The organism is Acinetobacter sp. AOR41_HL (genome assembly GCF_027854645.1).
Taxonomy (GTDB): Bacteria; Pseudomonadota; Gammaproteobacteria; order Pseudomonadales; family Moraxellaceae; genus Acinetobacter; species Acinetobacter nosocomialis.
The window spans coordinates 154048-177253 of the sequence record NZ_JAKTHZ010000050.1 but is presented as its reverse complement, the minus strand read 5'-3'; the positions used below and the strand labels follow the sequence as shown (position 1 = coordinate 177253).

The window sequence follows — 23206 nt, the reverse complement described above, 5'->3', positions numbered from 1 at the left end:
ATTTTGTCTACATTTAAAGAAATAAAACATGCCAGAATTGGGCAAATCAGTTATAAAAGAGTGTGATATCAAGCGAGGAGGCATAACTCAGGGCACAAAATAAACACCCTTAATCATTTAATATTATTAAAACTTTATTTTTATCAAAGATTAAAAAACTGAAGACCTGAAAACAAAGAAGCTTGCATGGCAATTGCATGGATAGGCAGGCGTATATATTGGAGTTATCACGTGAATAAAAGATATTCATTTTTGTTCAGTAGTTTATTAGCAGTCGGTTTATTACAGGGATGTGGAGATGACTCCTCGTCAGATCAGCCCAAGGATGATTCAAATACAACCCCGCCCAATTTAATTGTAGATAATGACCCCACCAGTTGTAGCAAACTGGCACAAGACGGTTCAAGCGTGGTGGTCGGTTCAAACCAAAATGGTGACCCTGCCGCGCCAGAGGGTGCTTCGGGTTATAGACTTGGTAACACGGTTAAATACGCAGATAAATATATGGTGGTGGCAAACACACCACTTGCGGTAAAAGCAGGTTGTGATGTTTTAAGAGCAGGTGGTAGCGCAGTCGATGCGGCGGTTGCGGTACAAGCAGTACTTGGTTTGGTCGAACCACAGTCGAGCACCATTGCCGGTAGTGGTTTTATGATGTATTACGATGCTAAAACCAAACAGGTCACTGCTTATGATGGCCGTGAAACCGCACCAGCGGCAGCCAACGAATTTTATTTAATTCGCCAAAATATATATGACCCAAATTCACCTCCGCCTGTACCAAGTGCGCGCCGTAGCGGTCGCTCGATTGGTGTGCCAGGTGTGATGCGTTTGCTTGAACAAGCCCAAAAAGAACATGGCAAGCTTGAATGGAAACAGCTTTTTGGTGAAGCGATTGGTTTGGCTGACAACGGTTTCCGTATACCGGGGCGTTTGGCAGATGCAATTGCAAGCAATGCAAGCAATTTAGCGCTCGATGCAAATGCAATGGCGACCTATTTCTACCCAGATGGATCTCCACGGAAAGTCGGCGAGACCATGACCAATAAAGCCTATGCCAGAACACTTGAAGCACTTGCTTCACAAGGAGCAAATGCATTGCACTCTGGCCCGATTGCGCAAGCCATTGTGGCAAAAGCAGGGCAAACCGTAGGAGATGACCCAGCAAAAACTCCAATTACCCCAAGTTTGATGACCTTGCAGGATTTATCGAACTATCAGGTGAAAAAACGCGACCCGATTTGTACAACGTACCGTGATCGTTACTATGTATGTACCATGCCACCTCCATCTTCGGGAGGAATTGCAGTTGCACAGACGCTGGGTATTTTAGAAAACTTTGATATGTCGCTGTATCCACCTAAGAACCCTGAAAATGAAGGTGGTGTGCCCGATGTCATGGGTGTGCATTTAGTGTCTGAAGCAGAGCGTTTGGCCTATGCTGACCGTGATAAATATGTCGCAGATACCGACTTTGTTCGTTTGCCGGCACAGGGTATTCCAAGTTTTATCGATAAAAATTACTTAAAACAACGTGCCGCACTGATTAATCCGAACCAGAGTATGGGCGTTGCACCAGCAGGTAATTTCAATACAGCGGCAGGTGTAGACACCACTGTTGAACACGGCACAACTCAGTTTACGATAGTAGATGCCTATGGCAATGTGGTTTCAATGACATCGACTGTTGAATCGAGCATGGGTTCATTCCACATGGTGGATGGCTTCTTGCTGTCAAACCAGTTAACTGACTTTAGCGCGAACCCTTATGACAGCACTGGGGCGCTGGTTGCCAACCGTGTAGAAGGGGGTAAACGCCCACGTAGTACTATGGCACCAACCTTAGTGTTTAAAGGCACCACGCCAGATGAATTTTATATGGCAACAGGTTCACCAGGTGGCGGTACCATCATTCAATATGTGGTTAAAACTTTGGTGGGTGCATTGGACTGGAACTTAAACGCACAGCAGGCCACTTCGCTTGTAAACTTTGGCGCAACCAATAGCAAAAACACCAATATTGATAGCTCGAATGTACAGCTTTCTTTAGTTGACCTGATTGAAGGCTTAAAAGCAAAAGGGCATGGTATCTCTAACACTGCACAAACCAGTGGTATTTCAACGATTATGAAAGTAAATATAAATAATCAAAGTAAATACGCAGGTGGGGTAGACCCACGCCGTGAAGGGATCGTGTTAGGCAATGGTGCTTTATAGGCCAAACTTTAAAAAAAGCTGTCATTTTTGGCAGCTTTTTTATAAGGGGCCTTGAAAAAATCAAAAGGCACTCAATTATGTAAGTATGTTCATCAGTGGCAGACTGTTGATAAAATGCACAGCATTTTATTTTAGTTATGCTATGATGTGCAGACATTCATGGGGATGTTATTGGCTTCGACGCCGGTGATGAAACTCATAGATGCATGCCGAGAGCGCATTTTCTCTCGTAAATAAAATTTGCATTTAAATAGTCGCAAACGACGAAACTTACGCTCTAGCTGCCTAAGGGCCGCTTGTCCGCTTCCTAGAATACTTGTGGTCTGGGAACCCGACTGAAGCGCACGCACACAAGTCCGTATAGAGTCAAGCCTCGGGGCTTTATACCAAACTTAGAGGATCGCACCTTGTACCCTGTTCGTCGGGTCACTTGGTGTTAAAACAATAGACGATATCTAAGCATGTAGTATTCTCGAGCGTAGTGCTGGCGGACGCGGGTTCAACTCCCGCCATCTCCACCAAGATTCGTGAAAAGCCCTGATACGTAAGTTTCGGGGTTTTTTCTTTTTAAGATTCAAATTATTAAATCATCTAGGCGATGAAAGAAAAGGAAGACTTTTAAATTCCTTGTTTTTAAATGATTCTAGTTTTTACAAATATGATTTAGCTATATAACAAGTTTGAATATGGACGTGTAATTAATTATTTAAATTTTCATTTTATTAAGCTTGAATGATCTAGAAAGAACAAACAATAAATCGATAACAAAGATAAAAGAAGTAGAACCTTATCTATTCTTTATAAAGACTTACTTGCGTAATGTTTTGTAATCTCGTTATAGTCTAACCTCTAATATATAGGGGTTAGACTGTGAAAAAAATAATAGGAATATTTTTATTTTCCTTAGTGTTAGTTGGTTGTGGTAAATCGGCAGAAGATATTGCTAAAGAAAAGCAAGCTCAAGAACAAGCACTTAAAATAAAACAAGAACAAGAGAGACAATTAAAAGAACAGGCTGAACTTAAAAAAGTTGAGGATGCTGTTCGCTATTATCTTAAAGATGGTGATTCTGCAAAATTTAGAAATGTCATTAAAAATTGTGGTGAGGTAAATGCTAAAAACTCATGGGGGGCTTATTCGGGTTTCTCCAGATTTATAGTTAAATCAGAAAAACAAGTTATCTTTGATGGGCCTGATAATTACTATTTTGATAGTTTGGTTAAGTCATATTGCCATAAAGATTATTTAGCTAAGTTTCCAGTGCAAACAAGTGAAGATATAGCAATTGATGCGAATACAACTGAACAAATATCAGCGGCAGCGGCTGCTGATGCGGCAGCGGGAGAAACTTTAGAAAATGAAACTCGATCAGTTAGTAAACGTAAGAAAGAGGAAGTAGCTATTGAAGAATCAGCTACTGAATCTACAACGTCAGATACTGGTAGTTCTGAAAATTATTAAGACATTAAAATTTTAAAACCCGCATATGCGGGTTTTTTATATAAATTAAAATCCAAAAGCCTTAGCTTGTTGGAAAAGAATAGCGATAATTCCAAGCATGTACATGATTGTGAATAGGAACAACATAAGTAAGATACATGCCCCTTCGAAACGAAATTTAATTACATCTACAAAATTTAAACCTTTAAAGGTTTTCAAAATATCGCTTGTTTTATTATCTTCTTTTTCAGAATGTTTCATTAATCGTATACGGTCAAACTTTTCACTCTGACGCCATAAATAATCTCGATAATCATTACGTAAAATTGTGGCATTGCTTAGTGCCATATACATAGACCAAGTTAAGAGGAGAAGACCAACAATATATAAACCAAAAAACTCATAATATACTAACCCTGGTTTTGTATCTGCTCGGTATAAAAATAATAAACCTGTACCACCGATAAAGATTTGAGAAGCAATATTTCTAGAAAATGATTGCAGTTCTTTATTCATTAAATTATCAAAAAGCATATTTCACCATTGTTTATAGTTGTGATTGTTAAGATAAATGAGTCATCTTTTAAAACAAGTTTTAAACAGGTTTGGAACGTCAATTCATGTCGTTATTGTAGTGTTCGGATAAAATTCTACTTAAAAAAAACGAATAAATATGCCAAAGTAAGCACCATTCTAAAATGATGATTTTGGTTACTTTTTAACATGACTCAAGTACAGCTCCAAGAACTGCAAAAACAACTTTGGAATATTGCCAACACCTTACGTGGCAAAATGGGTGCAGATGAATTTCGTGACTATATTTTAGGACTGATTTTCTATAAATATTTGTCTGAAAAAGTGTTAAATAGTGCTAATGCCGAGCTTGCTGATGAAGGGATTGAATTCCCAGATTTAGATGCTAGTAACGAAGAACATCAGGAATTTTTAGAAGCCCTTAAACAAGAAAGTTTAGAAAATATGGGCTACTTTCTTGAGCCAAATCAGTTGTTTCATAGCATCGCTGAGCGTGCAAAGAAAGAAGAATTTATTTTAGATGACCTAATTCAGACATTAAAAAGTATTGAACAAAGCACGCAAGATGCTGAATCGGCAGATGACTTTGCTCATTTATTCGAAGACCTCGATTTAACTTCTACTAAGTTAGGTAACAACACCAACGACCGTAATGAGTTGATTGCCAAAGTAATCATTCATTTAGACGCCATTGATTTTGATATTTCTAATACAGAGTCGGATGTATTAGGTGATGCTTACGAATATTTAATTGGTGAGTTTGCTTCTGGTGCAGGTAAGAAAGCAGGGGAGTTTTATACTCCACAAATGGTTTCGACCTTACTTGCTCGTATTGTCACACAAGGCAAAGAGCGTCTACGTAGTGTGTATGACCCAACATGTGGTTCAGGTTCTTTATTGTTACGTGTAAAGCGTGAAGTCGGAAATCATGTCGATGCGATTTATGGTCAAGAGATGAATCGCACCACATACAACTTGGCACGTATGAACATGATTTTGCATGATGTTCATTTTTCTAAGTTTGATATTCGCCAAGAAGACACCTTAAAAAAACCTCAGCATTTAGATAAAAAGTTCGACGCGATTGTTGCGAATCCTCCATTTTCAGCGAAATGGTCGGCAGATCCATTGTTTATGAATGATGAGCGCTTTAAGTCTTATGGCAAACTTGCGCCAAGTTCTAAAGCTGATATGGCTTTTGTTCAGCACATGCTGTACCAGCTGGATGAGCACGGCACAATGGCAGTAGTACTTCCACACGGTGTGTTGTTCCGTGGTTCAAGTGAGGGGCATATTCGTCAGTTTATGATCGAGCAGATGAATGTGATTGATACCATTATTGGCTTACCTGCTAATATTTTTTATGGCACCTCTATTCCGACTTGTATTTTGGTACTCAAGAAAAACCGTGAGCATAAAGACAATATTTTGTTTATCGATGCTAGTAATGAGTTTGAAAAGCAGAAAAATCAAAACAAGTTATTGCCTGAGCATTTGGACAATATTATTGGGGCTTATGAAAACCGCCAAAATATTGATAAATATGCGCATGTCGCAACCTTACAAGAAGTTAAAGATAATGACTTTAATCTGAATATTCCGCGTTATGTCGATACCTTTGAAGCTGAGGATGAGATTGATTTAGATGCGATTGCGCAAGCTCTGCAAGCTTTAGAAGTAGAAAGTCAAAAAACTGATGTAGTGATTAATGATTTCTGTAAAGAACTGGGGATTGCTTCGCCATTTAAGGAGGTGGTGAAGTAATGGTTACTCCGAAGTTACGATTTAAAGAGTTTAATGAAGATTGGTCAAAGTCTTCTATCATAGAGTTATCTAAAGAAAAAGATCTTAATAATGGTGTTTTTAATGATCAGAATAAGGTCGGGAAAGGATATAAGTTAATCAATGTTTTAGATATGTATATTGAAAGAGATATTGATGAAGCTAGACTTTCATTATTAGATTTAGACGCTAAAGAGTTTGAGCGAAATAAAGTTAAATATGGTGATATTTTCTTTACACGATCTTCTTTGGTTAAAGAAGGTATTGCTTTTTCAAACGTATATTTAGGCAATTCCAATGATGTTACTTATGATGGTCATTTAATTAAATTAAGTCCTGATTTAGAAAGGATAGATCCATTATTTTTAAATTTTTCTTTGAAAACGGCGAATGTTCGTAAGCAGTTAATTCAAGGTGGTAAAACTGCAACGATGACTACGATTGGCCAAAAAGAGATTGGAAGTTGTCAATTAGATATTCCATCCAAAAAAGAACAAACTAAAATCGCCTCGTTCCTTTGCACCATCGATGAAAAGATTGCTCAACTCACGCAAAAGCATGAGCTTCTCAGCCAATATAAACAAGGCATGATGCAAAAACTGTTTAGTCAGCAGATTCGTTTTAAAGCGGATGATGGGAGTGAGTTTGGGGAGTGGGAGGAAATTAAATTAGGTGATATCGCTTCAAAAGTAGGAAGTGGTAGTACTCCACGGGGTGGAGCAGAAGCATATACAGAAGATGGTATTATTTTTATACGAAGTCAAAATGTAAATAACAACCAGCTTTTACTCGATGATGTTGTTTATATACCTGAACAGACACATAAAAAAATGTCAGGAAGTAAAGTTGTGGCGAATGATATTTTATTAAATATCACGGGTGCTTCAATTGGGCGTAGCTGTGTAGTTCCAATGAATTTTACTGAAGCAAATGTTAATCAGCATGTTTGCATTATTAGAACACCTAATGATAATCCAAGGTTTATTCAATCTTTTTTAGCATCTAAAGATGGTCAAAACTTAATCGATTCACATCAAACAGGCAGTGGTAGAGAAGGTTTAAATTTTCAATCTATTCGATCATTTACTTTAAATAGACCTTGCCTAGAAGAACAAACCCAAATCGCTAATTTCTTATCTGCCATTGACAAAAAAATAGAGAAGGTCACTCAGCAAATCGAAGAAACTAAACAGTGGAAAAAAGGTTTGTTGCAGCAGATGTTTGTGTAAATATAAAAGGTAGCGACCATGAAAAAATTATTGAAAAAAGTGACTTTACTTTCAACATTTCTTTTTATGAGTAATTTAAGTTTTGCCGATACATTTAACTTTGAAAAAATAGATATTAATCAAATTACTCTCAATGAGATCATGAAAAATGTCTATAAGATGAAAGATGGCGAATACCAAATTTCCAATAAGCCTAATCAAGTCTTAGTGAAAGGTAATCCACAAGTTTTATTGACGATGTGGCCTACAACTGAGTATCAAAATATTCAGGGTAAAATACGCTATGAGGTAGTTTTAGAAATTAATGAATTAGTGAATGGAAAACCTAAAAAATACGAAGAATGTGCCCAAAATGTCGATGCTTTTACTTTTGCAAAAGATATAGATCAGGGTAAATATACTTTAGTGGGAATGTCACTACAAAGTTCAGTCTGTACGTTTAAAGATAATTAAGTATTAAGATATAGAGCTTTTCAAATATAAAACTAATAGATTTAGAGTGAACTAAATACATGCAGATTTATCGTACCCAAGACCAGAGGCTTGTTGAGTTAACAGAAACTCCTTTTCGCTTAGAAAAAGAAATTCAAACAGTTTTTGAGAGCAACCTTTACGAGTTTACAGGTCTAGAGTTTATTAAATCTGAGTTTACGATTAAAAGTAACCGTATTGATACGCTCGCTTTTGACCCTGAAAGTAAAGCATTTGTCATTATTGAATACAAACGTGACCGCAATTATAGCGTGATAGATCAAGGTGTTTCTTACTTAAATCTAATGCTTGAATATAAAGCAGATTTTATTGTCGAATATAATGAAAGTCAGGCTAAAAATTTAAAGCGACAAGATGTAGATTGGTCACAAAGTCGAATTATTTTTGTCTCACCAAGTTTTACTGATTTTCAAAAGCAATCGACTAACTTTAAAGATTTAGGTATCGAGCTTTGGGAAATTAAACGTTATGAAGGGGGAATTATTTCAATTAATCCAATGCAAAAAACCAAATCTGCGCCATCAATTAAACAAGTTCAAACAGAAAGCTTTAAAGAGATAACAACGATTTCAAAAGAAATCAAACAGTACGATGAAGATTATCATCTAGCAGATAAATCAGATGATATTAAAGAACTTTATGAACAGTTTAGAGATTCAATTTTAGGCTTAACTACAGATTTAGAGGTCTATCCTAAAAAAATGTATATCGCATTCCGTAAAGGAAAACGAAACTATGTTTATATGAGTATAGGCACAAAACAAATCCGTATTTGGTTAAATATGCCTTTTGAATCATTGGATGACCCGAAGAAGATTGCAAGAGATGTAAGTAATATCGGGCATTGGGGAAATGGAGATTGTGAAATCGTTGTTTCAAATACTGAAAATCTAGAATATATTTTGAGCCTTATTAAGCAACTCTTAAAGTAGAAAACTTTATCTTAAAAACTATTTTATATTTTTGTCTTATGGAACAGCAGTTTAATAAATGCTATTTTATTATACGGTAATCGGTATAAATCAGTAATTAATAAACAAAGTTAAGAGATTGAATAGTGTCTACACAAAAAGAGCTGGAACTAGAAGCTTTACTTATACAACAACTAGAAACTTTAGGTTATGAACGTGTCCAGCTTCGTAATGAAACAACGCTATTAGAAAATCTTAAAAGAAAAATTCAGCAGCTTAATAAAATTGAAAAACCATTTTCAGATTCAGAGTGGAAGCAAATCTGGCATTACTTGAGTAATGAAACCACAGTATTTAAAAAAGCAGAGCTATTACGCAATCGCTGTCCCGTCAAATTCGAGGATGGGTCTGTAAGACATGTACATTTTATTAGTGAAGATGTTCAAGAAAATAGTTTTCAGGTATCGAACCAAGTTGTAGCGGATCACCGAGATTTAAACGGACGCACTAGCCGTTTTGACGTTACATTATTAATTAATGGCTTTCCATTAGTACAAATTGAGATTAAAAAATCTGGGGTAGAACTTAAAAAAGCCTTTGAGCAAACATTAGAATATGCCAAAACAGCCTATAAATCAGGCGAGGGTTTATTTGGCTTTATTCAATTTTTTGTGATTAGCAATGGTGTAAATTGCTTGTACTATGCAAATGGTACACAAAGTATTGAGTTTGCTTTCCCATGGACTGATGAAAACAATAAAAAAGTTAATGATTTAGGTAAATTCACTAATACTTTTTTAGACCCGAAACATCTGACCAAAATGTTGATGCAATATATTGTTATGCATCAGTCAACTCAAAGTTTAATGATTTTACGTCCATATCAGATTTATGCCGTAGAAAAGATTATTGAACATGTTAAAACTTCACCAGACAATGCTTATATTTGGCACACCACAGGTTCGGGCAAAACACTGACTTCATTTAAAGCCAGCCAGTTACTCATTAAACAGCCAGAAATACAGCGAGTTATCTTTGTAGTCGACCGTAAAGATTTAGATGGTCAAACCGCAGAAGAGTTTAATAAGTTTCGTGAAAACAGTGTAGATAGTACAACCAATACAGCAAACTTAGTTAAACAACTACGTTCTTTAGATAACCGTTTAGTCGTGACAACCATTCAGAAATTGAACAATGCAATTTCAAATGACCGTTATGAAGATGAAATGGCTTTTCTAAAAGATCAAAAAGTTATTTTTATTTTTGATGAATGTCATCGTAGCCAGTTTGGTGAAACGCATCAAAAAATTAAAAAGTTCTTTAAAAATGCGCAAATGTTTGGTTTTACAGGAACACCAATTTTTGAAAAAAATGGCCACACCATAAGTGGGGAAAAATTTACCACTGAATATTTATTTCCAAAGCTATTACATAAATATGTGATTGTAGATGCCATTAACGATGGCAATGTCTTACCGTTTAACATCGATTATTTAGGACGTTTCGTACATAAAAATCCAGAAGCACAAGAAGAAAAAATAGAATCAATTAATAAAAGAGAACTTTTTGAAAATGAACGCCGAATTGAAAAAATTGTACGTGAAGTAATTGCAACACATGCTAGCAAAACTAATCAGCGTGAATTTAATGCAATGTTTTGTGTATCTTCAGTTCCAGCACTCATTCAATATTACGATAAATTTGAAAAAGTGCAGGCTGAGCTACTAGAAAAAGCACAACAGAATAATGAGCTTTATCAACCTCTCAATATCGCAACTATATTTTCTTATGCACAATCTTCAGCGCAGCAAGCTAGTGAAGCTGATGATGATTTTATTGCAGAGGAAGAAGTTGATGCGCCTAAACAAGTTGATGAGTTTGCAGAGAAGAAATTAACCCAATATATCGCAAATTATAATCAAACCTTTAATACTAACTATAGTCTTGGTTCAGGATTTTACGATTATTATCAAAATATTAGTAGTCGAGTTAAGGCCTACGGTACAGATAAAAATAAAGGTAAAGAAATTGATATCTTACTGGTCGTAAACATGTTTTTGACGGGGTTTGATTCAAAACGGCTTAATACTCTTTATGTTGATAAAAATTTAAAACATCATGGTTTAATTCAAGCTTTTTCACGTACCAATCGAGTCTATGGTCAGACAAAGCCTTTTGGAAATATCGTGTGCTTCCGAAATCTTAAACAAGCGACTGATGATGCATTGATTATGTTTTCTGATAAAGAAGCAAAGAATGTTGTCGTTGTTAGCCCTTATGAGCAAGTAATAAAACTCTATGAATCAGCAGTAAATAATTTATTAAACATTACACCTACATGCCAGTCTGTTGATGACTTATATGGCGAAAGTGAAAAAGAATCGTTTGTGTATGCCTTCCGTGATGTAATGAGGCTAAATAATCGTTTAAAAATGTATTCAGAGTACGATCAAGATGCTACTTCTTTTACAAAACAAGATTTTGAAAATTATTCATCAAAATATAAAGATCTAGCTTTTAGCTACCAAATGAGACCGAACTTAGCTGAAAAAACTTCAGTACTAGATGAGGTCGATTTCCAGCTCGATTTATTGTTTAGTGATCGAGTGAATGTAGATTACATTTTAAAATTACTTAAACTTATTATTAATTCTAAAAATCAGGAACAGAAAGACAGTAGAGTCAAACAGCTTAAGGATTTATTGAATAATAATATTTCTTTATACGATAAGCGTGATTTGATTGAAAAATTTATCAATGAGCAAATTCCTAAAATGGTAACAGGGGAAACTGTACAAGAAGCCTTTGCCGCATTTTGGGATATGGAAAAACATCGTGCCTATGATATTTTCTGTAATGAAGAGCAGCTAAAAAAAGATGAGTTCAATAGAGTTGTAGATAATTTTGAATTTACAGAACGGTTACCGCTCATTCATGAAATTAAAGAACTACCGATAAAAAAACCACCATTAGGAAGAAAGCGAGCAATATATTATGCGGACTTACATACCAAGACGAATGGATTGTTAAGTCGCTTTGATTTGAAAATATAAATCTTTCTAATTGTCTAACATGTTTAACTTTTATAAAAAGGATACAGGTTGTGTTTATAGTTGAAATTATAAATGCTGGGGTTAAGAAGAAAGCAAAAATAAATAAAATGTTTTTAGATAAGGGGCCTTTCTGTATTTACTATATTCATGATGAATATGGTTTTCCTAAGCCTATTGCTCGATGTGACCAAATAGAAGAAGTCGAAGTCATAAGAGATTTAACTACAAAAAAGGCGACAACAAAAGGTTATGAATTTTCAGAAACAACGACCTCCACTTCAGATTTAATAACTCGAACCTTGCTTGGAGGAGCATTGAAGGGCACAACTGGAGAAATAATAGGAGGTGTGACAGCAGCTAAAAAAACTCAAACTGTGCAAGTGAGTCAAAGTACAGAAGAAATAGATAAGCATCTATTACAGCTAAAAGTTAAATTTTTGGATGGAAATACTTTAATAATTAATACGGATAAACCAGAGGTCATGGAGTTACTATTTTCTTATGTTGGTGTTCAGCCTGTTGATGAGAGTGAAATACAAGAGCTAAGAAAATTATCTTTACAACAAAGAGATAAAGAAAAGTTAAGAGATTTTAAATTTGCCAACGATCAAGAATCTTATGAACAAGCAAATCAAATAGCTACTGAAAAGCTTGCTCAATTTAAGCATGCTAGCCAGCAATCTGTACTATGGCAGAGCTTAGTTATATCTTTTTTAATTTCTTTTATCGTTGCTTTTCTACTCAAAAACTTTGTAGGTTTGCTAGTCTCTTTTATAGTTTTCCTAATTTTAGGTTTAGTTATCTCAAAGGTTATTTATACCAAACTTAATTTTCATAATGAAAGTAAAAAAGCTAAATACCATGCTTTATTTGAAGAAGAAGTGTTTAAGCAAATTACTTCAATAAGAGATAAAAAGTAGAAGCTAACGAGTGTATGGTTGCTTATTTTTAACATTTATTATTCAGTTAAGAATTATTTCCCCAAGACCCCGTGCAGTAACAGAACTTTAATTTTTTGTGCTAATTTAAAGTAAGACACCATTGCTGTACTCTTACTTTATCTTTGAGCGGATTACATCCCACTAAAATTCTCAAAAAAACCACTTATGATAAGTGGTTTTTTATTCTTAAATTTTTCAACAACAAGAGTAAATAAAAAGTTAATAACAATCTTAAAAAGATTTTTTTACTTAGTAGCAACTAGATAGTAAAGCATACTACCCATTCCATTTTTTCCTTTACTGAGGACTTTAAACTTACCTGTCAAATGACCAGTTTCTGTATTCCATTGTACGTATGGAGCACATTTATCAATAGTCGTCTCTGCATTCGGGTTATTAATCTTGTCGCATTCTATGTAAGCGTCATATTTCACTTTACCAAGAGGAGCTATATCAAAAGTTGGACTTACTGAGCGGTAACCATAAGTAATAAAATCAAAATCATCTGGGTCTTGTATGTGTAAATCTAGTTGAACAATCTTGTTGTGATTCTTCTTAAGGAATTTAGCAAAGTTCACGTCTTTTTTAGGTATTCCTTTATAGCTGGGAATAGGGGTCGCATAGATATTAAAGCCCACTGACATGAGTGTACTAATAAGGAGAAGTTTTCTGAGGTTAATAATTTTCATGGACAATTCCTGATGTATTTTTCTTAATAGCAGAACTTTATAGGTGAATTTAGTAAGTACTAAAACTAATAATATACTGCGCATTACAATAAAGTAAGTAAGAGCTCTTGTGAGCTCTTTTTTATTTAATAGGATACGGATTTTTCATGCTTGCTAGTCATCCAATAATTATCTATTCCTTAACTTTTATCCTTTCATTTTGAAATTTTTTTAAAAAGTTATAAGCATCAGATATTTTATTGGCTTTATGAAGACTAATTAATGCTATACAACCCGATAGAATTGGCCAAGCAATCAAATTAAATGTTAGTAAAAACTTAATATTATTAATAGATTGATTTAATATTTCTAAATAATGATGTAAGAATAACAATGGGATCACTGCTAGAACGCCGCATAAAAAATACATACATAAAAACAATATGTTCTTCGTCATCGTATATCTATTTTTTAATTCAACGATTTCGTTGTTATCATCAATAATTGGTTCTATGTATCTTCGAACATCGATATATCTTTCAACCCAAAGTTCCATATCTACATATCTATAAAAATACCGTGTTTCTAGAAAATTGATATTCTTTTTCATTATCAATTTTTGTGCAATGCGATCTTTTACTAATTGTGATTCAGTGGAGATCAAAATTGCATCAAACTCTTTAGCAGCTTCAATACTTTCGCTAAACTCCAATCTTGGATGTTTTTTTAAATTATGCCGTGATGAAATGTAGGCAACAATTAAAGGAACTAAGGCCCCCAACACAGCAGTAATAGCAGTAAGACTAATCATTTGCTTTATCTATTATTTAATTTAGAGTGTTATATAACATTTTGTTTATTTTATAAAAATATTCCAATATTATTTATTTTAAAAAATTAATTTATCAGTATTCAAATCCTCATGTAAGCAGGCCCCCGTGCCACAACAGAACTTTAATTTTTTGCGCTGATTTAAAGTTATCCACCGTTGCGACACAGAGATAAAGGAGCTAAGCCAAACGCTTAGCCCATGTCGTTTTTATCGCACCGCCGCATGACGCTAAAAAAAGTAGGGGCAAAGTCCTGTGGGAGAGCAGGACTTTGCAAACTGACATGTTCTAGACGTTGCATGAGCTGAGGCGAATACACTTGTTCGAGCCGTTGGTAAATACAGTCGCAACTGGCTTGGGTATGCCCACCAGACAGGCAAATTTTTTCAAACTCCTGCTGCGTGTGAAGATCACAACCCGAAACGCTGTAATCGCCAACAATGAGGCCTAAAACCAAAATAGTTTTATAAAATTTCATATTATTCTCGTGATGATTTGGGGATATCTCAATGAGAAAAAATAAACCGCTATATTTTAAGTTTTAAAATCATTTTTAAAGGCAATAGTTAACCCGCCTATAAAAGCAATAAAATAAAATGACTTAAATTTTAAAATAAAAATAATTTATAAATTTGAAAATTTAGATAATAGAAAACCCAAATTTTAAATAAATAAAAAGTTTATAAGGGAGAGGGGATAAGTTTATATAGTGGCATGGTCAACTCCTTAGAATGTATGGAGTCCTACCACCGAAAATCACCGTCAATTGATTAGGGTGGTAGAACGAGAAGGGGTTGACAGACTGGGTATACAGACCAGCACGCGCGAGCGCGTCCCCCTCCCGTCCTACCGCAACGGTAAGGGGGAGGTGCAGGTTGCGCACAAGTGTCATACTCAGGAAGTATGAACCTGATACGCTGTATACTCGGTCTGTCAAAACCGACTGGCAATGTAGGCCAGCGGGACCATAATAATCATAAGTTTTTAATAGGTCAATTCAATTTAAATAAAATATTATAAAAATTTTAAATATAAATTTATATTTTAATTAAACTCAAAAGTTAATCGTTTTAAATCGTAAAATTAATAAAAATAATAAAGCTAAACTAAACGTTTAGCCTGCTCTTAAAATGTATAACGGTAATTAATAAATACACGGTGCTGGTCCCAATCTTTCCGAGACATACCATTTATTTTTTCACCTAGGTTTGCATTTTCAAACTTTGATTCATAATGCAAAAATGAATAACGCACATCTAAGTTTTTTACCCACGGTAAGGCATAACTCACTGTAAAGTCAAAGTAACGCTCTTTACCTTCAATATCACTGCTGATGTTACTTGGGTGAGCGCCAAAGCCATAAATATACTTCGCCTCGGTTTTTAAACCTTTCACATAGTCTTTCCAGTTATATTTCAATCGAAGGGCAACGGCAGTTTCATCGTTATTGCTAAAGTCAGGGCCAATGGTCGCAGAAGTCGGAAACGGGTTAGTGCCATGGTCTTGCGTCAAAACCGAGTTACGGTCGGAGTGCACGGCAAAGTTATCTTCTATCCAAAAACCATCAAACTTTGAAACGGCAATGCCGCCTTCAATATTATTCTTGGCCACATTTACATCTATAAAATAACCATTCCCACGGTTGTTAATGTTTTGACCTTTGACACAGTCCAGCTCGGTTTCGGCACCACATTTAAATAGCTTGCCATCATCACGCGAGAAAAAAGCACCTGTGTTAAATGTCCACACAAGGCCATGCAGGGCCAATTTATATTGAGCAATCGCCCCGTACTTTTTTAAATAATCTTTGCTATTTAAATATTCGGCATTCACGCTCCAGTTTTTGTACTGATATTTGGCACCGAGCAAACCGACATAGTCAATGCGTTCGTCATTTTCAGTCACCAGTTTTTCAAAACTATCCATGCTGCGCGGTTTCCAGCGGTCATAGTAAGCCAGGTAAGTTTGTAGCTGATCATTCAGTTGAAACTGACCACTCGCACCCGAAAAAGTGTCGGGCACTGCGCGGTTATTGGTGCTTTTAAGCAAGAGTGAGTCTTGCAACTGGCGGCCTAATTTAATTTCGCCTTTATCACCGAGCTTTGCTTTGATATAGAGCTGTCCTAAAGTCGCAAAGTTTTGGTCGAGCTTGCCGTTATTTTCGACTTCTAAAAGCTGAGCGCTCGGTTTGCCAGAGTCAAATAACTTGGTGACTGCATAGAGTGAACCATCTACCCCAAGCCATTCCCAAAAGTAAGGTGACTGATAATTTAACTCAAGCCCTAAGGCACTTTGTTCATATTCACTCGACGAAGGCGAAGGGTTAGCAAGCGTGGGGTGGGCAGTGCCTTCATCGTTCCAGTAACGGGTGTTAAGTTTTAATTCTAACTTGCCAAATTCTTGAGAAAGCTCTGCATAAGCGTTGCTCACGCTGCCTAAACCAATACAGCCCCATAGCAAATATTTATTCATTTTAAATTCCTTTTTTAAGCATAAATAAGCCCTTTGCCTAACGCTTAGGTTAGGCAAGCTTTTTATGAAATGGATGAATTAAGGAGAGAGTTTTTCGAGCACTTGGCCTTTGGTTTCAATGGCAAACAAGAAGGTCACAAGCCCACCAATGAGCGCCACGACAGCCAGTACACTAAACACATATTGAATGCCATAGCCACCAACCACGAGGCCCACCATAACTGGTCCAATTGCAGAGCCGGCACGTAACCAAGCGGTACTAAAACCAATGCCCATCGCACGTAGGCGAGTTGGGTAAAGTTCGGCAGCGTAAAGGTATAAAGAGAATGAAATAGTTTGCAAAATGGCATAGCTCAGCGTCGCTAAAATCACAACTTGCATGGCCGATTTTGCACCTAAAACCGAGAGACTCATGAGTGGAATAATTGCCAAGAAAAACGCTGCACTGTACCAAGGACGACGACCGACTTTGTCGATCATTAAGGCACAGATAATAGAGGCAATCACACCCACGCCCGAGGTAATCCAGCCATAACCTAAACTGGTTTGCAGCGACAAGCCAAAGTGTTGTTTGTAAAGAGATGGCAGCCAAGTCACCATGGCATTGTTCACCATATACACGCAAAACCACATGCCCCACAGGGTAAAGGTACGTTTGCGGTAAATGCCACGGAACAGCTCGCGCCAGTCGGTTTTTGCCATGCCTTGCGGGTTAATTTCTTTCACCACAGGTTCAGGCAAAGTTTTACCGCTTTTAATGGCACCGTCTTCAAAGCTTTTGACGACTTGATCGGCTTCTTTAAAATGGCCTTTTGAAGCCAACCAGCGTGGTGACTCAGGCAAGAAAAACCGTAAAGGAATGACTAAGATTGATGGAATTAAGCCCACAATAAACATGACTTTCCAGCCGTAAATTGGCATGAGGAAAAATGCTGCCATGCCTGCAAACATCAGACCGAGTGGGAACAAAACTTCATAGAGCAAGAAAAACTTACCGCGCTTTTCTGCACCAATAAACTCGTTAATATAGGCACTCGCAACAGGTACTTCGCCACCTGTACCAACACCTTGTAAGAAACGGAAAATTAACAGTGACATTCCGCTCCATGCAAACAGACAAGAAATGTCCATTGCCACAAACAGTAAAATGGTAAAAGACAGCACTTTTAAACGACCGACTTTTTCGGCAAGAGAACCAAAAAAGATCGCACCGACCAGTTGCCCGACATAGCCCGCAGCAATGATCGCACCGACATAGGCAGGCGTTAGGTGCCATTCGGTTATGAGTTGGGGTAAAGCAAAGGCAATCGCAAGAACAGTATAAGCGTCAAAAAAGGTCGCGATCCCGATGGTAATTCGCATAAATTGCAATCGTCCGGTGACGGGTAGTCGTTCGAGTCTTGCAATAATTTCCGCATTTTTTTGATGATGACTAATTTGTTCTACATCCGCTAGATTTGTCATCTTATATCTCCTTATCACTACATTCCTCGTAGTTTTGTTGTTCTATTTCGCACTACCTGTTCACCACAGTTTGCATGCTTTTTATTATTGTTTTTAAGAGACATGCCCGATGTTTGGCCTCAGGCAGCGTACAGGAAAAAAAGGCTAGCGTATATGCTAGCCCGAATGGAATTTAAGCAACGGCTTGGGTTAAATCGACCTTGCCAATTCCGGCTTGACGCATCGCATCATGAATTTCTTGCTCCGCACCATCAGCGAGTGGAAGCAGAGGCGAACGCACAGTGGCATGGTCCAAAATGCCGCGAGCAACCAATGCATGTTTAAGCGCGACTGTGCCTTCCATGTGTGAACCGCGGTGATAAACATTGCGAGTCACTGGTAATAATTGGTCGTGAATCGCACGAGCTTTAGCATAATCTTTGGCTTTACCTGCTTTAATCATTTCAATTAACAGTTCAGGGGCAATGTTACCGTAGCCAACCAAAGCGCCGTCTACATCAAACATGGTGTGAAGCAAATATTCATCGTGGCACGTCAACACCTGTAAGTCTGGGCGTTCACGGCGAATAATCGGAATTTCAACATCCCAGCGGCGCATGTTACGCACACCATTTTTCATGGCAAACACACCTGGCTGTGCAGAAATATCGAGTAGAGTCTCTAGGTCGTAAGTGGCCTTCGTTGCATCTGGATATTGGAATAAAATCGATGGCAAACCACTTTCTTCATAAATCGCTTTATAGCGGTCTTGTGGCGCACCTTTTTGATAGCCAAAACGCAACCAGCCGTGTGAAGGGTAAATCAAACCTGCCGAAGCACCCGCACTCACTGCACGTTTTGCTTCTTCTGCTGCAACCGAAGTACCTTCGAGCGTAATCCCTGCGATTACCGGAATTTTGTCATCTACCGATTTAACAAAGCTTTCGATGACCTGCATTTGTTCTTTTTGCGACAAGAATGTTCCTTCACCTGCATGCCCAAGAACAACCAAGCCTTTCACACCATCAATACTGCCTAACCATGAACCTAAACGTTGAATTGCATCATGGTCTACTTGTCCGTCACGGGTAAAAGGAGTCACAGGTGCTGGGGTTAATCCACGTAAATCTAAACTCATAATCGTACTTCCTATACAGTGTAATTAAATATTCTCTGGTTCTTAATCTGACTTAAATCGTGTTGTAGAGAACATGATTGGAGTATAGAAATAGGTGAGCTATGTAGGAATTACCAATTCTTGAATTTCAGTTATACTGAAAATGTATGGCTCAAAATGCTGCCTCATTACGATTTAGGAAGAATCGATGAATTATGAATTATGGAAAATATTTTTAGACGCAGTGGAACTCGGTAGCTTAAGTAAAGTCGCCATGCTGCATAATACCAACCAACCGCAAATCAGTCGGCAAATGAACGAGCTTGAAGCGCAGTGTGGCGGACGTTTGTTTAACCGAACTGGAAGGGGCGTCGAACTCACCGATTTAGGCCAGCATTTACTTCCTAAAATTCGTTCATGGCTAAATGTGACCGATCAACTCAATAATGAAATTTTGCACTCGACCGATACCCCGATTGGTACGGTTCGTATTGCCAGTTTGCCGTCTACTGCACATCCATTGTTATCGACTCTGTATAAAGTGCTTCAAGAGAAATATCCTCTAATTAAACTTTCAGTGCGTGAAGGGCAAGGGGTGCATTTAGAAAAATGGCTTGAAGATGGTAGTGTCGATTTAGCCATACTTTATCGCTTTAACCCGACGCCTAAACAAGGCGATGTTTACCTTACCCAAGCCGATACCTATTTGGTCGGCTGTGAAGGAGATGAGTTAACTCGTGAAAATGAAGTCGACTTTAAAATGATAAGTCAGTTACCGCTGGTCACGTTTTGCAGGCCAAGTAACTGGCGCAATTTTTTAGACCACATGGCTTATGAAAATGGGGTAGAGCTAAATATTGTGTTTGAAGCCGACTCGATTAGTTTACAAACCCATTTGGTTTCCGAGTCTCGCATGTATACCATGCTGGGGCCGCAAGCGTTAAAAAAGGCCAGCCAATACACTCCCATTCAAGCTGCAAAAATTATTAACCCCGCGCTCAAGCGTTATATTTCTTTGTCTATTTCTAAACATGGCTATTTAACGCCTGCGTGTAAGGCGGTGATGGAAGAAATTAGGAATTTGGCCGATTTGCTTTAAAAAACTTGTAACTTCATGACTCGTACTGTTGCATGGCGCGCATCATAATTGTTGCTATTTTGAAGACAGTGTTGCGACATTAAACAGTCTATGTTTTTACATGCTTTTTTGTTTTGATAAATACTTTAGCTTTGATTTGTTTTTAAATATTTAAAACATCTTTGTACTGAATTTAATGACTTTAAATTAACAGGATGCTGCTTATGCCAGAGACCTCAATTCAACAAGAAACACAAAGCACATGGGCGCTATGTCGAGATCCTGTTTTACTGACTATGGTCGGTGGGGCAATTGATACCATTGGCTTTATTGCGTTATTTGGTTTTTTTACTGCGCACGTAACGGGTAACTTGGTACTGGCAGGAGCGGCTTTAGTGAAGGGCGGTACAGGTGTCTGGATTAAACTTGCGGCTATTCCATTGTTTATTTTGACGGTGGTGATTACCAAACTTTTAATTGACCGAAGTCAAGCTAAACACAAAACGCTGTCTTATTTATTTTTATTTGAGGCTATTTTTCTCTTTGCCTTTATGGTTGCTGGGCTTTATTTCGAGCCATTTAAAAATGCCGATGCGATTACGGTTGCAATCACAGGTGGTCTCGGTTTAATTGCCTTAGCTATTCGTAATACTTCAAGTAAAACACTCATTAAAAATATTAGCCCAAGTACCATGATGACAGGCAACACCACCCAGCTTGGGATTGATATTGCCAACTTGCTTAAAAATAATAATCAGGCCAATCGGATAAGTCTGTTTAAAAGTGCCAGTATTGTCATTGGCTTTGTTATAGGCGCTTTGATGGGGGCGGTACTGTATGTCTATTTTGACTTTTGGAGTGTAGCGCCGTTTATTTTACCTATCCTTTATTTTTCTTATTTGGCTTCACAGCAGAAGTTTAAACAAGCTTAAACAGTGCGATTGAAAGAGCCTGAATTTAAATAAATTCGGGCTTTTATTTTTTCAATAAAGCAAAATCGAAGTTGAGCTGAAATTGTTCGGGCACTGCTTTACGGGCATAATGATGAGTGGGGAAATACATTCGCGAAAGGAATGCACAATGACAAAATCCAGCCATTATCTAGTGCTTACTATAATGGGACTGCTGAGCGGTTGTCAGGTCATTCATTTAAAAGAAAGTAATTTAAGCAGTGCTTTAAAAAGTAAAAATGAAAGTATTTTGACTGACAATACTTTAAGTCATCAAACCCAAAACTTGCTGTATTTGGTCAAAGAAAATGAAAAGTCGTGTCTGCAAAATTTTAATGTCTGTTTAAAGAAAATTCAGGGATTGTCTGAAAATAGCAGCCGAGAAGAACGCTATGCTGCGCTGAGTGAAATTTACTTGGCAAAAGCTTTAGATGTTGGGCGTAGTAACCAGTGTAATGTCACTTTTAAAAGTAACAGTTGTGTTGAGCAAGAGCTGTCGTTGTTTGATAAAAGCTTGCGCTATAGCTATGTCTATTTGTTTGATTCTGAAGAGTCACCTTTTGATCGGGTATTTGACCATCGACAAAATCAGGTACGTATTTTTTATAACGTGGCTTTATCAAAGCTCATGACCACGTATTTTAATCATTTAAATACGCTTCATTTTCCACCTTTACTAAAAGCAGATGGGCATGAGTACCAAGTCAACTTTGATCATGCCGTAGATGTACAAAACATTGAAGTCGATACCTTTCGCTCTAGCTATAACATGAACTTTTCAGGGTTTAATACCGTCAACCGTAAGGATGGGTTAGGCGCTGAATTTATTGTGGGGCGTAAGGAGCATGATGTAAATCATGGCTTTATTTTAGACCCCGACGCTTTTTATGCTCACCAGAGTAATCCCAATATTCATTTACCACGCTTCTTTCCGGTCACGGCCATCGCTTACCCAAAACAAAAGGCCACAGCCGATCAGGTCATTGATGGGGCAGAGTTAGAAATTGCCATGTTTGACCCATACCGACAGGACCGCGTAAAAGTTGAAGGCGTGGACTATCCGCTCACTGCCAACTATTCGGCACCTTATGGGCTATGGTTATCGAAATATAATTTAGGTGCAGCAGGTTATTGGTCTTTAATTAATAAAGAAGCCAATTTAATCATGCCACATTTATATATGCTGGAACCTTTTAATCCCAATAAAAAAATTATTGTATTTATTCATGGCTTGGCAAGTAGCCCAGAGGCGTGGGTAAGCCTAACCAATGACATTATGGGTGATGCCGAATTAAGACAAAACTACCAGGTTTGGCAGGTGTTTTATTCAACCAATATGCCGATTTTTGAAAGTCGTTTTCAGATTTATTCTTTGTTGAATCAGGCTTTTCAAAACGTCGCCAAAGACAGTTACGCTGCGCATGATGCAGTGTTGGTTGGGCATAGTATGGGTGGAGTGATTAGCCGTTTATTGGTAAGCGATGCTGATGTTTCAGAGCAAGCCATGCAAAAAATGAATGAAGCACAGCTAAAGCGTTTAAAAGAAAATCCGGTTATTCGAGAACGTTTTCAGTTCAAAGATTTGCCCTATTTTAAGCGGGTTGTTTTTGTTTCGGCGCCGCATCATGGTACTGACTACGCTGACCGATGGTTTACCCAAATTGCTCGCCGTATTATTCGGTTACCCGCCGACTTTTTTATTGCGGTTGAAATGAGAGATGAGAAAAATACAAAACTCAGAAAAGGTTTAATTGAAAACGGAGCAAGTAATTTAAGTCGTTCTTCTAACTTTATGCAGTTGACCCAAGCCATTCAGCCATCGTCCAATGTGGTCTATCACTCGATTATGGGCAACATAAATGGCACCACAGATAAGTCAAAAATGAGTGATGGGATTGTGCCTTATCAAAGTTCACATTTGGGTGGGGAGCAGTCGGAGCTGATTATTAAAGGTGGGCATTCGATTCAAACTAGCCCTGAGGCAATTTTAGAATTACGCCGTATTTTAAGATTGCATTTAAAGCAGTCACAGCCTTCAAAATAGAATTT

18 protein-coding genes and 1 other RNA gene are annotated in these 23206 nt (G+C 37.4%); 12 read left to right on the top strand and 7 right to left on the bottom strand.

Going from position 1 to position 23206, the window contains the following annotated elements; translation table 11 throughout:
* Nucleotides 1–231 precede the first annotated feature (231 nt).
* From ggt to MKL35_RS19150, 3 genes are all read left to right on the top strand, one after another.
* Nucleotides 232–2217 (top strand): gamma-glutamyltransferase, encoded by a 1986-nt coding sequence (gene ggt / locus MKL35_RS19160; RefSeq protein WP_032010878.1) that lies wholly within the window; start codon nucleotides 232–234, stop codon nucleotides 2215–2217.
* A 161-nt stretch (nucleotides 2218–2378) separates the two neighbouring features.
* Nucleotides 2379–2738: a transfer-messenger RNA gene (ssrA, locus tag MKL35_RS19155) on the top strand.
* Between the two features lie 349 nt (nucleotides 2739–3087).
* Nucleotides 3088–3678, top strand: coding sequence for a hypothetical protein (locus MKL35_RS19150; RefSeq protein WP_032010853.1), 591 nt, complete (start codon nucleotides 3088–3090; stop codon nucleotides 3676–3678).
* A 45-nt stretch (nucleotides 3679–3723) separates the two neighbouring features.
* On the opposite strand, the gene MKL35_RS19145 is transcribed toward MKL35_RS19150, so the two are convergent.
* A complete protein-coding gene (locus MKL35_RS19145) occupies nucleotides 3724–4173 on the bottom strand; it encodes a hypothetical protein (RefSeq protein WP_135925307.1) in 450 nt (149 codons plus the stop codon).
* 207 nt (nucleotides 4174–4380) lie between these two features.
* On the opposite strand from MKL35_RS19145, the gene MKL35_RS19140 reads away from it, so the two are divergent.
* The 6 genes from MKL35_RS19140 (at nucleotide 4381) to MKL35_RS19115 (ending at nucleotide 12578) form a co-directional block, all read left to right on the top strand.
* Nucleotides 4381–5955 carry a type I restriction-modification system subunit M gene (locus MKL35_RS19140; protein ID WP_032010847.1) on the top strand — a complete coding sequence of 525 codons (1575 nt, stop codon included), beginning with the start codon at nucleotides 4381–4383 and terminating at the stop codon, nucleotides 5953–5955.
* The gene (locus tag MKL35_RS19135) at nucleotides 5955–7202 is read left to right on the top strand and encodes a restriction endonuclease subunit S (RefSeq protein WP_106479741.1); all 1248 of its coding nucleotides are present in this window, start codon (nucleotides 5955–5957) and stop codon (nucleotides 7200–7202) included. Before MKL35_RS19140 ends, MKL35_RS19135 begins: the two co-directional genes overlap by 1 nt.
* Before the next feature lie 18 nt (nucleotides 7203–7220).
* Entirely contained in the window at nucleotides 7221–7655 is a 435-nt protein-coding gene (locus tag MKL35_RS19130) for a hypothetical protein (protein WP_032010842.1), read from the top strand.
* Nucleotides 7656–7714: 59 nt separating this feature from the next.
* Nucleotides 7715–8626: a DUF5655 domain-containing protein gene (locus MKL35_RS19125; RefSeq protein ID WP_032010841.1), complete on the top strand. Its 912-nt coding sequence runs from the start codon at nucleotides 7715–7717 to the stop codon at nucleotides 8624–8626.
* Between the two features lie 125 nt (nucleotides 8627–8751).
* The gene (locus tag MKL35_RS19120) at nucleotides 8752–11658 is read left to right on the top strand and encodes a type I restriction endonuclease subunit R (RefSeq protein WP_032010838.1); all 2907 of its coding nucleotides are present in this window, start codon (nucleotides 8752–8754) and stop codon (nucleotides 11656–11658) included.
* Nucleotides 11659–11708: 50 nt separating this feature from the next.
* Complete coding sequence (locus tag MKL35_RS19115; RefSeq protein WP_032010836.1) at nucleotides 11709–12578, top strand: hypothetical protein; 870 nt, start codon at nucleotides 11709–11711, stop codon at nucleotides 12576–12578.
* 266 nt (nucleotides 12579–12844) lie between these two features.
* Here MKL35_RS19115 and MKL35_RS19110 read toward each other — a convergent pair whose 3' ends face one another.
* The 6 genes from MKL35_RS19110 to MKL35_RS19085 form a co-directional block, all read right to left on the bottom strand.
* Nucleotides 12845–13372: a hypothetical protein gene (locus tag MKL35_RS19110; protein ID WP_081404425.1), complete on the bottom strand. Its 528-nt coding sequence runs from the start codon at nucleotides 13370–13372 to the stop codon at nucleotides 12845–12847.
* An 88-nt stretch (nucleotides 13373–13460) separates the two neighbouring features.
* Complete coding sequence (locus MKL35_RS19105) at nucleotides 13461–14078, bottom strand: hypothetical protein (RefSeq protein WP_032010834.1); 618 nt, start codon at nucleotides 14076–14078, stop codon at nucleotides 13461–13463.
* Between the two features lie 212 nt (nucleotides 14079–14290).
* Nucleotides 14291–14575 (bottom strand): hypothetical protein, encoded by a 285-nt coding sequence (locus tag MKL35_RS19100; protein WP_032010831.1) that lies wholly within the window; start codon nucleotides 14573–14575, stop codon nucleotides 14291–14293.
* A 647-nt stretch (nucleotides 14576–15222) separates the two neighbouring features.
* Nucleotides 15223–16569, bottom strand: a complete 1347-nt coding sequence (locus tag MKL35_RS19095; RefSeq protein ID WP_270914435.1) for an OprD family outer membrane porin — start codon at nucleotides 16567–16569, stop codon at nucleotides 15223–15225.
* Nucleotides 16570–16647: 78 nt separating this feature from the next.
* Nucleotides 16648–18033, bottom strand: a complete 1386-nt coding sequence (locus MKL35_RS19090) for an MFS transporter (RefSeq protein ID WP_106479740.1) — start codon at nucleotides 18031–18033, stop codon at nucleotides 16648–16650.
* Nucleotides 18034–18205: 172 nt separating this feature from the next.
* Complete coding sequence (locus tag MKL35_RS19085) at nucleotides 18206–19150, bottom strand: dihydrodipicolinate synthase family protein (RefSeq protein WP_000050874.1); 945 nt, start codon at nucleotides 19148–19150, stop codon at nucleotides 18206–18208.
* A 187-nt stretch (nucleotides 19151–19337) separates the two neighbouring features.
* Here MKL35_RS19085 and MKL35_RS19080 point away from each other — a divergent pair, with 187 nt between their 5' ends.
* The 3 genes from MKL35_RS19080 to MKL35_RS19070 all read left to right on the top strand — a co-directional run bounded on the left by MKL35_RS19080 (nucleotide 19338) and on the right by MKL35_RS19070 (nucleotide 23201).
* Nucleotides 19338–20228 (top strand): LysR family transcriptional regulator, encoded by an 891-nt coding sequence (locus MKL35_RS19080; RefSeq protein WP_002054446.1) that lies wholly within the window; start codon nucleotides 19338–19340, stop codon nucleotides 20226–20228.
* 203 nt (nucleotides 20229–20431) lie between these two features.
* Nucleotides 20432–21139 carry a YoaK family protein gene (locus MKL35_RS19075; RefSeq protein ID WP_032010826.1) on the top strand — a complete coding sequence of 236 codons (708 nt, stop codon included), beginning with the start codon at nucleotides 20432–20434 and terminating at the stop codon, nucleotides 21137–21139.
* A 148-nt stretch (nucleotides 21140–21287) separates the two neighbouring features.
* Entirely contained in the window at nucleotides 21288–23201 is a 1914-nt protein-coding gene (locus MKL35_RS19070; protein ID WP_032010824.1) for a lipase family alpha/beta hydrolase, read from the top strand.
* Nucleotides 23202–23206 lie beyond the last annotated feature (5 nt).